Annotated in this window: 13 protein-coding genes; 6 read left to right on the top strand and 7 right to left on the bottom strand. The window is 53.3% G+C overall.

What is annotated here, in order from left to right; all coding sequences use genetic code 11:
* Window positions 1–105: 105 nt before the first annotated feature.
* Complete coding sequence (asr, locus tag ACLHV9_RS11065) at window positions 106–573, top strand: acid resistance repetitive basic protein Asr (RefSeq protein WP_028017358.1); 468 nt, start codon at window positions 106–108, stop codon at window positions 571–573.
* 278 nt (window positions 574–851) lie between these two features.
* Complete coding sequence (locus tag ACLHV9_RS11060; RefSeq protein ID WP_028017357.1) at window positions 852–1,673, top strand: trypsin-like serine peptidase; 822 nt, start codon at window positions 852–854, stop codon at window positions 1,671–1,673.
* 1 nt (window position 1,674) lies between these two features.
* Here the strand turns inward: ACLHV9_RS11060 and ACLHV9_RS11055 are convergent, their stop codons facing one another.
* The 3 genes from ACLHV9_RS11055 to mdtJ all read right to left on the bottom strand — a co-directional run bounded on the left by ACLHV9_RS11055 (window position 1,675) and on the right by mdtJ (window position 4,600).
* Complete coding sequence (locus ACLHV9_RS11055) at window positions 1,675–3,837, bottom strand: bifunctional diguanylate cyclase/phosphodiesterase (protein ID WP_108090033.1); 2,163 nt, start codon at window positions 3,835–3,837, stop codon at window positions 1,675–1,677.
* 84 nt (window positions 3,838–3,921) lie between these two features.
* Window positions 3,922–4,251, bottom strand: coding sequence for a multidrug/spermidine efflux SMR transporter subunit MdtI (mdtI, locus tag ACLHV9_RS11050; protein WP_028017355.1), 330 nt, complete (start codon window positions 4,249–4,251; stop codon window positions 3,922–3,924).
* A complete protein-coding gene (gene mdtJ, locus ACLHV9_RS11045; RefSeq protein WP_028017354.1) occupies window positions 4,238–4,600 on the bottom strand; it encodes a multidrug/spermidine efflux SMR transporter subunit MdtJ in 363 nt (120 codons plus the stop codon). The genes mdtI and mdtJ overlap by 14 nt, the downstream gene beginning before the upstream one ends.
* Window positions 4,601–5,020: 420 nt before the next feature.
* Between mdtJ and ACLHV9_RS11040 the strand changes: the two genes are divergently transcribed.
* On the top strand, window positions 5,021–6,055 hold the full coding sequence (locus tag ACLHV9_RS11040; protein WP_108090034.1) for an AI-2E family transporter: 1,035 nt from the start codon (window positions 5,021–5,023) through the stop codon (window positions 6,053–6,055).
* Window positions 6,056–6,058: 3 nt separating this feature from the next.
* Here the strand turns inward: ACLHV9_RS11040 and ACLHV9_RS11035 are convergent, their stop codons facing one another.
* Window positions 6,059–7,006 (bottom strand): zinc-dependent alcohol dehydrogenase family protein, encoded by a 948-nt coding sequence (locus ACLHV9_RS11035; RefSeq protein ID WP_108090035.1) that lies wholly within the window; start codon window positions 7,004–7,006, stop codon window positions 6,059–6,061.
* A 28-nt stretch (window positions 7,007–7,034) separates the two neighbouring features.
* Complete coding sequence (locus ACLHV9_RS11030) at window positions 7,035–8,060, bottom strand: LLM class flavin-dependent oxidoreductase (RefSeq protein ID WP_028017351.1); 1,026 nt, start codon at window positions 8,058–8,060, stop codon at window positions 7,035–7,037.
* Window positions 8,061–8,238: 178 nt separating this feature from the next.
* Here ACLHV9_RS11030 and yajD point away from each other — a divergent pair, with 178 nt between their 5' ends.
* The gene (gene yajD / locus ACLHV9_RS11025) at window positions 8,239–8,586 is read left to right on the top strand and encodes an HNH nuclease YajD (RefSeq protein WP_006808895.1); all 348 of its coding nucleotides are present in this window, start codon (window positions 8,239–8,241) and stop codon (window positions 8,584–8,586) included.
* A gap of 69 nt (window positions 8,587–8,655) precedes the next feature.
* Here yajD and ACLHV9_RS11020 read toward each other — a convergent pair whose 3' ends face one another.
* Window positions 8,656–9,423, bottom strand: coding sequence for an arylamine N-acetyltransferase family protein (locus tag ACLHV9_RS11020; protein WP_108090036.1), 768 nt, complete (start codon window positions 9,421–9,423; stop codon window positions 8,656–8,658).
* 36 nt (window positions 9,424–9,459) lie between these two features.
* On the opposite strand from ACLHV9_RS11020, the gene ACLHV9_RS11015 reads away from it, so the two are divergent.
* A complete protein-coding gene (locus tag ACLHV9_RS11015; protein WP_028021365.1) occupies window positions 9,460–10,974 on the top strand; it encodes a PLP-dependent aminotransferase family protein in 1,515 nt (504 codons plus the stop codon).
* Here ACLHV9_RS11015 and ACLHV9_RS11010 read toward each other — a convergent pair.
* A complete protein-coding gene (locus tag ACLHV9_RS11010) occupies window positions 10,946–11,830 on the bottom strand; it encodes a LysR family transcriptional regulator (protein ID WP_028017348.1) in 885 nt (294 codons plus the stop codon). The two genes, ACLHV9_RS11015 and ACLHV9_RS11010, sit on opposite strands and share 29 nt — an antisense overlap.
* A 135-nt stretch (window positions 11,831–11,965) precedes the next feature.
* On the opposite strand from ACLHV9_RS11010, the gene ACLHV9_RS11005 reads away from it, so the two are divergent.
* Window positions 11,966–12,946 carry an NAD(P)H-dependent flavin oxidoreductase gene (locus ACLHV9_RS11005; RefSeq protein WP_028017347.1) on the top strand — a complete coding sequence of 327 codons (981 nt, stop codon included), beginning with the start codon at window positions 11,966–11,968 and terminating at the stop codon, window positions 12,944–12,946.
* Window positions 12,947–12,976 lie beyond the last annotated feature (30 nt).

Genomic DNA, 12,976 nt, shown 5'->3' with positions numbered 1-12,976 from the left:
ACAGCGATACCAATCACTCACGGAAACCTCGAATTTACAGGGATATAGTTATTTCAACGGCCCCGCAGTGGGGTTAAATGAAAAACCAAATTCGAGGGTATGAGAATGAATAAAGTATTAGCTCTGGTTGTTGCCGCTGCTATGGGTCTGTCTTCTGCTGCGTTTGCTGCTGAAACTACTGCAACCGCTGCACCGGCTGCCGCTCCAGCTGCAACCACTACTGCTGCTCCAGCAAAAGCGGTTCACCATAAGAAACATCATAAAGCAGCAGTGAAAAAAGAAGCCGCTGCACCAGCAACCGCAGCACCAACCGAGCAGAAAGCTCAGGCTGCCAAAAAGCACCACAAAAAAGCCGCTAAACCGGCTGTAGAGCAGAAAGCGCAGGCCGCTAAAAAGCACCACAAAAAAGCGACCAAACCAGCTGTAGAGCAGAAAGCGCAGGCTGCTAAAAAGCACCACCACAAAAAAGCGACCAAACCAGCTGTAGAGCAGAAAGCTCAGGCCGCTAAAAAGCACCACAAAAAAGCAGTAAAACACGAAGCTGCTAAACCAGCTGCACAGCCAGCTGCGTAAGAGTACAAGCTTAATCGTGCCCTTCGGGGCACGTTGGTAAACCGGCGCTGAACCGGAACAGGTTCCGCGCCGTTTTTTTATCCGGAGGGCGTATGCTGCGACGCTATCGGTTTGAGCTGATCCTGATCCTGCTTATTTTATGCGCGCTCATCGCAAGCCATTTTTATCTTTCCTGATTGTAGCACGCTGATTTTACTCCCACTTTAGCGCTGTCCCGTCTATAGTATTTTCATAGGGTTCACTTTTAATAATCATAATTACCCCCACCAGAGTGTGATATGCGTAAATCTGTTGTGTTGTTACTGGGAACGTTTGGTCTTTTTTCTGGATTTTCACATGCGGATGATGGCGGTGATGACACCATTAGCGCGAAAGATCTAAAAACGCTTTTTTTCGGTCATGATGACCGGACTCGCGTCACCGATCCTACCCAGGCGCCCTGGGATGCGATAGGGCAACTGGAAACCGCCAGCGGTAACTTGTGTACCGCGACGTTGATCACCCCGCAGCTTGCCCTGACGGCCGGCCACTGTCTGTTGACACCGCCAAACGGTAAGCCAGACAAAGCGGTTGCCTTGCGGTTTGTGTCGCAAAAAGGAATCTGGCGCTATGAAATCCACGGTATTGAAGGCCGGGTTGACCCTTCTCTCGGCAAACGCCTGAAACCCGATGGTGATGGCTGGATAGTGCCACCGGCAGCCGCCTCATGGGATTTTGGCCTGATCATTTTGCGCTACCCGCCTTCAGGTATTACGCCGCTGCCGTTATTTGACGGAGATAAAGCCGCACTCACCGCCGCCCTGAAAGCTGCCGACCGCAAGGTGACGCAGTCAGGCTACCCTGTTGATCATCTGGATGCGCTTTACACTCACACCGACTGTGTTGTGACGGGCTGGGCACAAACCAGCGTGCTTTCGCATCAGTGCGATACGCTGCCAGGCGACAGTGGTTCACCGTTAATGCTGAAAACGGATAATGGCTGGCAATTGATTGGCGTCCAGAGCTCCGCGCCTGCGGCGAAAGATCGCTGGCGCGCAGATAACCGGGCGTTGTCTGTTACCGGTTTTCGCGACAAGCTGGAAGCGCTGGCGCAACAGTAAATCAGCACTGCCTGATCTGATGTAATTCTCTGATTGACTCAATTGGCATCGGCTGGCTGAACCAAAAACCCTGCAGTTGATCGCAGCCAGCCAGCCGTAGCAGTTTCATTTGTTTTTCGGTTTCCACCCCTTCCGCCACCACCGCCATGCCCAGCGCATTGGCGATCCGCACTGTGCCGCTGACCAGCGCTGCCGCCTGTTCATCGTTGCCCACCAGCCCGGCCAGTGATTTATCAATCTTAATGGTGTCGAAGTTAAAACGCCGTAAATACCCAATACTGGAATAGCCCGTGCCAAAATCATCCAGCGCCACCGCGGTTCCAAGCGCTTTAAGATTGGCTATTGCCATGCGGGCTCGCTCCGGGTTTTCCAGCACATAGGTCTCTGTTACCTCAAGCTGCAATCTGTTGGCCGGGAAACGCGTGGTCTCCAGCACACTGGCCACTTTGTCTTCAAATTCGGGATCGCGAAATTGTGCAGGAGAGATATTCACGGAGAGTTTTAGCTCACTGAATGGCTCCAGATCCTGACAGGCCCGCTGCAAGACAAACTGGCCCAGTTTGTAAATCAAACCACTGGTCTCTGCAATGGTGATGAAGGTGTCCGGGTCAAGTGGCCCGCCCGGTCGACGCGGCCAGCGAACCAGCGCTTCGACACTGCTCATTTTCTGGCTGTGAGCGTCAATAATTGGCTGGTACCAGACCTCAAACTCATCGCGATCCAGGCCGCTTCTGATCTGATTCTCAATCGCCAGTTTACGTTCACGGGTACTGTTCAGCGCCGCGTCGTAGTGGGTGATGCGCCCTTTTCCACTCATTTTGGCGTGATACATGGCAATATCCGCACGGCGAAACAGCTCAGTACTGGTGCATTCGATCAGGGTGCCGCTGGCAATACCTATACTGGCGCCGATATGGATTGTGCGCTCCCCTAGCCGAATCGGGATGTTGAGAAAATCCAGCACCGAACGGGCAAACGCAGTGGCCTGCGCTTCCGCGCCATCACCGCCGATGGTCATGGCAAATTCATCGCCGCCCATGCGTGCCAGCATCCCTCCCGGTGGGACGCGTTCATTCAGCGTTTTCGCTATCACTACAATGAGATCGTCACCCACGCTATGGCCGTAGATGTCATTGACATCCTTAAAGCCATCCAGATCGATAAACACCACGCTTTTGACGTCAATATCGCCGCGTAAACTCACGCGATCCAGGTCTTCGATCAGCGCACGTCGGTTCGGCAGATGGCTTAACCAGTCCGTTCTCGCGACCATACGCGCCTGATTTTCTCCACGCGCAAGTTTGTACAGCCCCACACCGCTCACCAGAATGAAGAGCAGGATCAGCGCCGACGCCAGCACCACAATCTGCCTGATATCAGACGATGCAGCCCGGGCGGCTTGTGCTCCCGGAAGACGAGCCTGCCAGTTCAGGTATCCCAGTAACTCTCCTGCTGAACTGCGCAGGGGCATACTCAGATTATTGATTTTTTCAGGGGTAAAATTGAGGTTATCAATCTGAAAGGTCGTCCCCAGATCGGATAATATTTTCGCGTTCAGATGACGCGTAATCACCAGATAGCGGCGTGTTCCATCGGTAACCTGTAAATCTCCAACCATCGGGCGAATCAGCCCTATCCCAATAAATGCAATGCCGTTACGCGTTCGGGTGATGCCCGCATAGATATTTTTATCACCGGGCAGTGCTTGTCCGTACTGGTTAATAAGCCCTTTGAAGCCTTTACCAAAAAAATCAAGGTTCGTCTCTTTGAACGGTTGGCTTTGAAACGATCCCCAGATGACATTGAAGTGTTCATCAAGAACGAAAGTGCCGTCATAAAGGTTGTTAATTTTAAAGCCAGCGCCCCAGGTGTTATACAGCCAGTTGGGATCCAGGGTTGGACGGTACGTCTCGTGTACCGCATCGTCCCAGACAGCGTTATCCAGGACCAGAGAGGAGACTCGGTTGACGGATGTCTGAATGGCACCCTGCACGGAAAGTGCCGAGCGGTGTTCGTCAATTTCATTGGTTTTCGTGCTGATAAGGTGCAGGGATAGATAGAGCAGTGCGACAATGGAAATGATTAAGCCGATCCCCGCGATGAAGACCATGGCAAACAATGTTCTCGCAGTAGGAATATTGCGCCAGCTCAATGTGCGATACATCAGCCATCCTCTTCAATGTTATGCTTTTCTAAGAGTACTACAGGCAGCGAATTTCGCTGCCTGTAAATAATGGCTGTCAGTATATCAGGCGAGTTTTATCATGATCATACCAGCAAGCAGTAATATCAATCCTACCCAGCCTTTGTTATTTAAACGCTGACCGAAGAGCACCCAACCTGCTGCCAGCGTGGCGGCGATACCAAACCCTCCCCACAGCGCATAGGCAACAGAAAGGTCGATTCCTTTTACCGCCTGGGACAGGGCACTGAACGCCCCCAGAACCGCCGCAATCGACATCAGTCCGTACACTTTACGGCGAAAACCATCCGAGAATTTCAGCAGGACGTTAGCCAGAATTTCCAGCACGATGGCAAAACCCAGCCAGGCCGCATGAACCCATTCAAACTGTTGCATGGTTCTGCTCCTTCTGCTGTTTTGTCGGCTTACGAGTACCCGATTTAATCAGCACAATACCCGCAACCAGGGTCGTTAACCCGGCAACCTTCATCGTGGAGAGCGTTTCGTCAAATATCATGACGCTGAACAGTGTAATCAGCAAAATACCGATCCCTTCCCACAGGGCATAGGCCACACCCAGCGCAATTTTTTTCACTGCAAATGAGAGGAAAATATAGGAAAGTGAAATCATCACCAGCATTAAAATAAAACCGGTGTTGCCATCGCTGACACTTGCCCATTTCATCGACAACGTGCCGGTAATTTCAGCGATAATAGCCAGAGCTAATAAAATCCAGTAAAACATGTTTTTCTCCTGCTTGAGAATATAATCCATCGTGGCCCGCCGCGAACAGCAAACCAAAAAAATGAAATTAAATCGGACAGCTAAGCGCGTAGCGCCAGCTCAGGCAGAAGATGTGACTATAGTGCGGTGCGCCAGTGTTGCTCACCAGAAAGCAGGCAGAAGGAAGAGGAAAATACAGCAGTATTGTTTGAAAAGTACGTTCTGAACAAATTGTCCATAAAATTACAATTATCCGCGGTGTTGCTTCTCGTCTTTGCGGATCAAAATTGTCCTCGGTAGTTAAACACGCCAGATTTGTACCATAAGTCAGGATTTTACTCAAAGTCTTTGCAATTCTTTACCCACCCCGTTTGATTTTGGTTACTTTATTACAGCGGGTTTCGCATTTATTATAAATAAAAAGATTATTCCGGAGTCACCATGGCTAAACCCATCATTACCCTGAACGGGTTAAAAATTGTCATCATGCTGGGCATGCTGGTGATCATTCTGACAGGCGTTCGTTTTGCCGCCGACATCATTGTCCCCTTTGTTCTGGCGCTGTTTATTGCGGTGATCCTTAACCCGCTGGTACAGCGTATGACTCGATTACGCATTCCGCGCGTACTGGCGATCACCCTGCTTATCAGCATCATTATTATTGCGATGGTTCTGCTCGTCGCTTACCTGGGGACGTCGCTCAATGAACTGGCGCGAACATTGCCGAAATACCGTTCGTCACTGGCGATACCGCTCCTGCAAATTGAACCCTGGCTGCAGCGTACAGGCATAGAAGTCTCGGTTGAGGAGCTCCTGAAATATATCGATCCCAACGCGGCCATGACGCTTGTCACCAGCCTGCTGGCGCAACTCTCCAATGCCATGACCTCTATTTTCCTGCTGTTCTTAACGGTGGTGTTCATGTTACTGGAGGTACCGCAGCTTCCCACAAAGCTGCAGCAGATCATGGTTCGTCCGGTTGAAGGTATGGGGGCAATTCAACGTGCGCTGGACAGCGTTTCCCGCTATCTGGTTTTAAAAACGGCCATTAGTCTGGTTACAGGAGGGGTGGTCTGGGGAATGCTCATGGCGCTGGATGTCCGCTTTGCATTTGTCTGGGGACTGCTGGCGTTCGCGCTTAACTACATCCCTAACATCGGCTCCGTACTGGCAGCAATTCCTCCTATTCTTCAGATGCTGGTTTTCAGCGGGTTCTATGACGCGTTGATTCTGCTGGCAGGATACCTGGTGATTAATCTGGTGTTCGGCAACATTCTTGAGCCACGGATGATGGGACGTGGACTGGGGTTGTCCACACTGGTGGTATTCTTGTCCCTTATGTTCTGGGGCTGGCTGCTCGGACCCGTTGGGATGCTGCTTTCCGTTCCGCTGACCATCATTGTGAAGATTGGCCTGGAACAGACGGCAGGTGGGCAAAGTATTGCCGTGCTGCTGAGCGATATGAGCCATCAATAGCGGTCACGCCATCATCGACAGGATAGGCTTGCCGGTTCTGCCACCCTCACGGTACGCACTTAGCGCCCTCTGCCATTCCATCAGAGGGTACACCGTGGCATGGCTGTACTGGCTACCACGCAACTGAGGCCAGATGCGTTCGAACTCGGCATGCCACGCCTCCACGCTGAGCGCATCGAGATAGTTACGAATATGAAACCATGCCACGCGCGGCATGGGGCGCTGCTGACGGAAGGTTTGCCCGGAGAGCAGTCCGTAGCAAACAAACATGCCCTGCTCGGGCATCACGTTGAGAATAGCTTCCGCAAGCGCTCCTCCGGTCGCATCGTAAACAACGTCGGCACACGCAGCGATAGCGCCGATTCTCTTCATATCCTGTTGCGCGACGGGAATGATCCCCATCGCATCCAGCCTTTCAGCATGTACAGGCGAACGGTGAATACCGTATACCGCTTGCGCTCCCTTCTGACGCGCCCACTGCCCGAGCAGAATGGCACAGTCAGAACCGGCAGCCGTGAGCAACACCCGCTTTCCCTGTGGTGGATAGTGAGCGAGCATCATCTGCGCCGCCAGCGGATTGATATAGGCCCGTGCGGCCAGGCGTGAGTCGATATTGTCCGGAACCGGGATCGTATACTCAGCCGGGCAATCAACATAGCGCTGCCAGGTTCCCTGCCCCCGTAAGGGTAAGACGCGCTTGCCCACCAGCCCCGTGAAGGGGGCTGGTGCCTGGGTCACAATCCCGACGCCTTCATACCCTGCCACCGCCGGTAGCGGCGTCCGGTGGCGATAGGCCCCGGTAATGGGGATAAGATCGGACGCGTTCACCGGGGAAAACAGCATTTGCACACGAAGATGACCCGGTGCAAGCTCGCCCAATGGCGCTGTTTCCGGCTGCAGAACAGAATCTGGCTCGCCAAAACGTCGATACCAGAGGGCCAGGTTTTCCATTACGATCTCACGGCTGATTACAGAATGGCTACTCGCGCCAGCCCATTGCCGGTGCGACATGTTTGAGAATGGACTCAATCACATGCGCATTGTAATCCACACCAAGTTGATTCGGCACGGTCAATAATAACGTATCGGCCTCGGCAATCGCGTCGTCCTTTTTCAACTGTTCAATCAGCTTATCAGGCTCTGCGGCATAGCTACGTCCGAAGATCGCACGCGTTTTCTCATCAAGATAACCGACGCTATCGCTGTCGCTCCGGCTGGAGCCGAAGTACATCCGATCGCGATCGTCCATCAGCGCAAAAATACTGCGGCTAACCGAGACTCGCGGCTGACGCGTATGCCCCGCTTCCGCCCACGCCTGACGGTAAGCGCGGATCTGTTTTGCCTGCTGAATATGGAACGGCTCACCGGTTTCATCGTCTTTTAAGGTAGAACTTTGCAGGTTCATTCCCAGTTTTGCCGCCCACACTGCCGTCGCATTCGAACCGGCTCCCCACCAGATACGCTCGCGCAAACCGGCGGAATAAGGTTCAAGGCGCAGCAACCCCGGCGGGTTCGGGAACATAGGTTGTGGATTCGGTTTTGCAAAACCTTCTCCACGCAATACCTCGAGCAGTACCTCGGTATGGCGGCGTGCCATATCAGATTCATTTTCCCCTTCCTGCGGGACATAGCCAAAATGACGCCAGCCATCAATAACCTGCTCCGGGGAACCCCGGCTGATGCCAAGCTGCAAACGCCCACCTGAGATCAGATCCGCGGCTCCAGCATCCTCTGCCATGTACATCGGATTTTCATAGCGCATATCAATGACGCCAGTACCGATTTCAATGGTTTTCGTTTTGGCGCCTATTGCGGCCAGCAGAGGGAACGGGGAGCTCAGTTGCCGGGCAAAGTGGTGCACACGGAAATACGCGCCGTCTGCCCCCAGCTCTTCGGCCGCCACGGCCAAATCAATGGACTGAAGCAATGTATCCGCTGCTGAACGCGTGCCGGACTGCGGTGAAGGTGTCCAGTGACCAAACGACAGAAACCCGATCTTTTTCATAACGATTTATCCTGATGGGACTTTGCATCTCACCTACTTTACGCATTACCCGGTGAGAATAAACGCCGTTTATTTAACGGAATGATTCAAATAAATTGACAGAATTGAGGGGTTCGTCATTACGCTCCATAATGGGATATAATATCCCCCACTCTTTTCATGGCAGGTAAAACCGGCAATGGCTTTGATCCCTAAAAACTACGCGCGGCTGGAAAGCGGCTATCGCGAAAAAGCATTAAAAATCTATCCATGGGTGTGTGGTCGCTGCTCGCGAGAGTTTGTTTATTCCAATCTGCGTGAACTCACGGTTCACCATATCGATCACGACCATACCAACAACCCGGAAGATGGCAGCAACTGGGAACTGTTGTGCCTGTTTTGCCATGACCATGAACACTCGAAATACACCGAAGCGGATCAGTACGGTACCACCGTGGTTGCAGGGGAAGACGCGCAAAAAGACGTGGGCGTCGCCACGTTTAACCCGTTTGCCGATTTAAAAGCGATGATGAATAAGAAGAAATAAACTCGCACCGCCCATACCAGCCGTATGGGCGATTCTCGGGGCAGTGTGACAGCAGGCCGCCCCTCTGTTTTACGCCGTCGTCAACGCAAAACGGTCTTTCAGCATACGGGAGATTTCTCCCTCCGCCAGTTGCTGTATTTCAACCCCATCCGCAGTGATCGTCTTCAGCACATCGCCCAATAAAATCTCACGTCCTTCCGGGCGATGCTGCACCACCACCAGCTTCTGGACAAAGATGGCATCCGGATGCGTGGAGTTAAGGTAGTTGGCCGGAACGAAATCAATCCATTCCTGAGGCGTGAGATCAAAGCCGTATTGACGGGCCCATTCCCCCTCCACTTTTGCCTGAAGCAGATATTCGCCCTCTGCGCTACGGCTAAGCCGAAACGTGTCGAAATCCTGGGTGATATCGACATCAAGCGTGTCCAGCGCCATCGGTGCACGGATGCCGTAGCTGCCGAACCCGAGATCGCAAAGCCACTGTCGACTATCTACCTCAGCGATGAGCGCCATGTGGGTTTTCGGTCGTCGCGCAGGGTAGAACATCGGGCGTGCCGCCACGAAACGGTAAGGAATACCTACCGCCTCCAGCGCCATGGCAAAAAGACCGTTCACCTCATAGCAGTAACCGCCGCGCCCCTGCGTTAACACCTTATCGGCAATATCGTCTGGTGCCAGCGAGACAATTTTGCCCGCCTGCACGTCCAGATTTTCAAAGGGAACTGAAAAGAGCTGATGACGCATAAGCGCATGTAACGTGGCCGTATCGGCAGCCACCGGTCCGGTGTAGTTTATGCGTTTGAAATAAGTAGAGATGTTGAAATTATTGCTCTGCATAATGCCTCCTTGTCCTGAACATGTCGGACACTATAGATGGCGCGCGTCATTGGCTGTATAGTCAGTTTTATCGAAAATCAGCCTGAACAGATGCCCATGTCTGCCCCATCTCCGTCGTCCCCACATTACCGCCGAATAGCTGAGATGCTCCGTCTAACACTGACTTCAGGTGCGTTGCGTGTAGGCGACCGGATGATCTCCGCGCGTAAACTGGCCGAACGCGAACACGTTAGCCTTCCGACGGCGCTGGAAGCCCTTCGTTGCCTTGAAGCAGAGGGGCTGATTATGGCGCGTCCGCGTTCGGGCTACTTCATCTGCCAGACCAGCATCACTCCGCGTGCGGAACCTTCGCACTCCGTACCTGGTCCGGTCCCTGTGACAATGTCCGCCGTGGCCCGCTCGCTGTTCAGCAGTGCAGAAGCCCGTCTGATACCGTTGGGCGCAGCCCTGCCTGACCCCGCATGGCTACCTGGCGATATGCTGCAACGGGCGTTGCACTCTGCCGTCCGCCGTCTGGACGCACACGGACAAAGCTATAGCCTGCCTCCGGGAAGGCGTGATTTACGAAGTAAGATTGCCGCGCGTTCTGCGCAATGGGGGGCTCGTTTCGGCGCGGATGATCTCATCATCACCGCGGGTGCAACGCAGGCGCTGCGCCTTGCCCTTCAGGCAGTGTGCCAGCCAGGTGATGTCGTAGCGATTGAGCAGCCTGCCTACTTTGGTACACTCCTGCTGCTGGAAGATTTAGGCCTAAGAGCCTTAGCGATCCCGACCGATCCCGTTGAAGGCCTGTTACTGGAACCGCTGGCTGACGCCATTCTCTGCCACCGCCCCGCTGCCGTTTTGGCCTCACCCACCGTGCAAAACCCTTTAGGTGCCAGTATGCCCGTTGCACGCAAGCAAGAGCTTGTTGCTCTGCTTGAGCAGGCAGAGATCCCTTTAATTGAGGACGATGTCTATGGTGACCTCGTTGGCGAAGGGCAACGCCCTCCGGCCTGCAAAGCGTTCGACCAGAGCGGAAACGTGATTTACTGCAGTTCACTGTCTAAAACGCTTGCGCCAGGCTGGCGGATCGGCTGGATTGCCGCCGGGCGCTACCACGCGCAGGTATTGCAGACGCGTATGGCCGGAGAGTGGGCAGGTGCGCCAATGCTGGAAGCCGCAACGAGCGAGATCCTCGCAAGTGGCGACTACGATCGTCATCTGCGGCGGTTAAAGCACCGGATCGCAGAGGGAATAGACGCCGTCGTTGCGCGGGTCGAGGCGAGTTTCCCACCGGGTACACGTGTTAACGTGCCCACTGCCGGTTTCCTGTTGTGGGTAGAACTTCCTCAGCAGATCAACGCGCTGGAGGTGCATCGTCGTGCGCTGGCGTTGGGCATCGGCGTCAGCCCTGGCCCGCTGTTTTCCCCTGGCGCAGAATTAACGCACTTTCTGCGGCTAAACTGCGCAAACGAACCAACGCCCCGCCTGCTGAATGCCGTGGAACAGATTGGCGCGTTGTGTCACGAACTGGCTGTTTTCACACCAGACTCTCCAGCCACTCGGTAAATACCCGCACTTTTCGGGAGAGGTGACGGTGTGGATAGAGAAGTGACAATTTTCGGTCCGGAGATCGGTAGTCTGGCAAGACTTCAACCAGAAGACCACGGTCAATGTAAGGCTGCAGAAAGAGATTCATCCCCTGCATTAATCCCAGTCCGGCCAGACCTGCCGCAATGTAGGCTTCGGAGTTATCCACCACAAGTTTTCCGGGAAGTTTAATCTCAGCAGTCCCTTCTGGCGTTGTAAAAGTCCACGGATAAATTTGTCTGCTGTTGTTGTTAACCCAGTTGATCGCCTGATGTTCGCGTAAATCATCCAGCGTTGCAGGCGTGCCGTTTTTCGCAAGCCAGGCCGGGCTGGCACAAGTCGTAATCTTGATATTCCCGATTTTACGCGCGATATAGTCACCATCGTCGAGTTCTCCCACCCGTAGCACACAGTCCAGGCCCTCTCGTAGCATATCCCGACGACGGTCAGAACTGCTCAGGATAATATCGATTTCAGGATGCTGGCGATAAAAATCAGGCAGATTAGGTATCACCCGCAACGCCGCAAAAGAGATGGGCATATCCACACGTAACTGACCGTGTATTGCCCGGCCACTGCCAAACGACTCCAGTAATTCATCCGCCTGCACCAGCAGAGGTTTACTCTGACGGTAAAACGCTTCCCCATCAGGTGTCAGGCTGATACGACGCGTTGTTCGTTGCAGTAAACGTGTGCCGCTGTGTTGCTCCAGAAGCTGTAATGCTTTGGTGACTGCCGGACGATGGATTTGCAGATTCTCCGCCGCCTGGGTAAGACTCCCTGACTCAATAATTTCAATAAAAATCCTAATAGATTCAAAGAGGTTTATTTGCATAAAGGATGTTTTTGCCACAAGCAGGATAAAGTTATTGTTATGAATTTTATAACAGTGATGAATCTTTTTGGCTATTTTTCCTAACAATATTGAGCCCTACACTCTCCCCCATTCAAACGTGAGGGAGAGTCTGCTATGAAAAATAACCGTATCTGTCAGATCCTGGGTATCGAAAAACCTGTTATTCAGGGGCCTTTATCCTGGCTCACTGATGCACGATTAGTCGCCTCAGTCAGCAATGCCGGAGGGCTCGGTGTGCTGGGACCAAATGCAGGTTTAACCGCCGATACCGCGGTCTCTACGCCGAAAGAGACCGCTGAAAAAATGCGTGAGGAAATTCGTAAAACCAAACGGCTGACCGAAAAACCCTTTGGCGTGAACCTGATCCCCACAGCCGTTAATGACATCTGGACCGGGCCTATCCTTCAGGTGGTGAAAGAAGAAGGTATCAGGGCCGTGGTGTATACGGGTTATGGGGAAGGCAGCATTATTCCAGCGCTTTTTAACGAGTTAAAAGAGGCAGGTATCACCATTATCTACCGCGACATCAACCCAACGCCTGAAAACACTCGTCTCGCAGAAGACCTGGGAGCAGACATTATCGTCGCCACCGGTTTTGACGAAGGGGGCACATTGCCCGCAACGGTGCTTGGCACCTTTTCCATCGTGCCGCTGATTGCCGATGCCGTGAAGCACATTCCAGTGATGGCTGCGGGGGGTATTACCGATAACCGCACCGCCAGAGCGGCCCATGCATTAGGCGCTGAAGGCGTGTTTGCCGGTTCGGTCTTTATCAGCACGGAAGAAAGCCGCGTGCCGCAGGGGGTCAAAGATAAAATTATTGCCGCCAACGGTCTCGATTTGCTGCTTTTCCGCACCGTGCCCCATTACTACCGTTCTCTTCCCGGCAAGCTGGCGGAAAAACTGGCGTTGATGGATAAAACAGGTGCAAGCAACGAAGAGTTGGGCAAGGTGATGGGAGGATTACGGGGTTTACGCCTGGGTATGCTGGAAGACAACACCGATGAAGGTTATATCGCGCTTGGCACAGGCATCGGAAATATCCGTAGTGTTAAAAGCGTCGCCGACGTCGTCAATGCGTTAACAGTTGAGTAAGTGTCCCCGCGTCCTGGCTTGCACCAGGAC

The sequence above is a fragment of the Enterobacter sp. CPE_E890 genome (assembly GCF_046521475.1).
GTDB classification, from domain to species: Bacteria; Pseudomonadota; Gammaproteobacteria; order Enterobacterales; family Enterobacteriaceae; genus Enterobacter; species Enterobacter adelaidei.
The sequence above is the reverse complement of the archived record's forward strand: the minus strand, read 5'-3'. Positions and strand labels throughout refer to the sequence as shown.

Coding starts and splice junctions, on each gene's coding strand:
- asr (WP_028017358.1), top strand. CDS start 106: ATGAATAAAGTATTAGCTCTGGTTGTTGCCGCTGCTATGGGTCTGTCT.
- ACLHV9_RS11060 (WP_028017357.1), top strand. CDS start 852: ATGCGTAAATCTGTTGTGTTGTTACTGGGAACGTTTGGTCTTTTTTCT.
- ACLHV9_RS11055 (WP_108090033.1), bottom strand. CDS start 3,837: ATGTATCGCACATTGAGCTGGCGCAATATTCCTACTGCGAGAACATTG.
- mdtI (WP_028017355.1), bottom strand. CDS start 4,251: ATGCAACAGTTTGAATGGGTTCATGCGGCCTGGCTGGGTTTTGCCATC.
- mdtJ (WP_028017354.1), bottom strand. CDS start 4,600: ATGTTTTACTGGATTTTATTAGCTCTGGCTATTATCGCTGAAATTACC.
- ACLHV9_RS11040 (WP_108090034.1), top strand. CDS start 5,021: ATGGCTAAACCCATCATTACCCTGAACGGGTTAAAAATTGTCATCATG.
- ACLHV9_RS11035 (WP_108090035.1), bottom strand. CDS start 7,006: ATGGAAAACCTGGCCCTCTGGTATCGACGTTTTGGCGAGCCAGATTCT.
- ACLHV9_RS11030 (WP_028017351.1), bottom strand. CDS start 8,060: ATGAAAAAGATCGGGTTTCTGTCGTTTGGTCACTGGACACCTTCACCG.
- yajD (WP_006808895.1), top strand. CDS start 8,239: ATGGCTTTGATCCCTAAAAACTACGCGCGGCTGGAAAGCGGCTATCGC.
- ACLHV9_RS11020 (WP_108090036.1), bottom strand. CDS start 9,423: ATGCAGAGCAATAATTTCAACATCTCTACTTATTTCAAACGCATAAAC.
- ACLHV9_RS11015 (WP_028021365.1), top strand. CDS start 9,460: ATGGCGCGCGTCATTGGCTGTATAGTCAGTTTTATCGAAAATCAGCCT.
- ACLHV9_RS11010 (WP_028017348.1), bottom strand. CDS start 11,830: ATGCAAATAAACCTCTTTGAATCTATTAGGATTTTTATTGAAATTATT.
- ACLHV9_RS11005 (WP_028017347.1), top strand. CDS start 11,966: ATGAAAAATAACCGTATCTGTCAGATCCTGGGTATCGAAAAACCTGTT.